The sequence below is a fragment of the Microbulbifer epialgicus genome, assembly GCF_041447265.1.
GTDB classification, from domain to species: domain Bacteria; phylum Pseudomonadota; class Gammaproteobacteria; order Pseudomonadales; family Cellvibrionaceae; genus Microbulbifer; species Microbulbifer epialgicus.
In genome coordinates this window covers 1-572 of record NZ_JBGMEK010000290.1, presented here as the reverse complement: position 1 = coordinate 572, position 572 = coordinate 1, and the positions used below count along the sequence as shown (strand labels likewise).

The 572-nt window shown below is 41.3% G+C and carries 1 protein-coding gene and 1 pseudogene; one reads left to right on the top strand and one right to left on the bottom strand.

Translation table 11 applies throughout. The features are described from left to right. Positions 1–243 (top strand): integrase core domain-containing protein (locus tag ACCI49_RS25065; protein ID WP_371838516.1); only part of this gene is annotated, 243 nt, incomplete at its 5' end. Positions 244–409: 166 nt separating this feature from the next. On the opposite strand, the pseudogene ACCI49_RS25060 reads toward ACCI49_RS25065, so the two are convergent. Further along, positions 410–572: pseudogene (locus tag ACCI49_RS25060) on the bottom strand (IS5/IS1182 family transposase); the annotation flags it as partial.

Here is a 572-nt window from a genome sequence, read left to right as displayed (position 1 = left end):
AGGCATCCACAAACCAACGGCATCTGTGAGCGCTTCCATAAAACCATTCTACAAGAGTTCTACCAGCCTTCATTACGCCGGAAGATCTATGGATCAATAGAAGAGTTACAAAAGGATCTGGACGAATGGCTCACATATTACAATAATGACCGTACCCATCAGGGTAAAAAGTGTTGTGGCCGCACTCCGATGGCAACACTTGAAGATGGAAAAAGCACCTGGAAGGAAAAACTCGTAAACTGAATTTGACCTGACAAAGCACCTTCTGAAAAACCGGTAACTGTCAGATCAAGTCTGAACTACTACAGTTGAGTTTTAGTTGTAGAACTGAGCTTATTCGATAAATATTGATAGTTAGTGTGTTTTATAGTAATTCCAAGTAAAACTCATATCCATTTTATCCCACTCTTCATGCTGCGGGCGCAATTCGACTGTATAAACTGACAAATCGACGCATGTTGTAAACCAAATTCATCATGCCAACCTTAACATTGGCGCGCGCAAGTCCTATAGTTCGAACGAACATTCCTCCCTGTTCATTTTCCATAGAACCAAATACATGCTCAACTCTG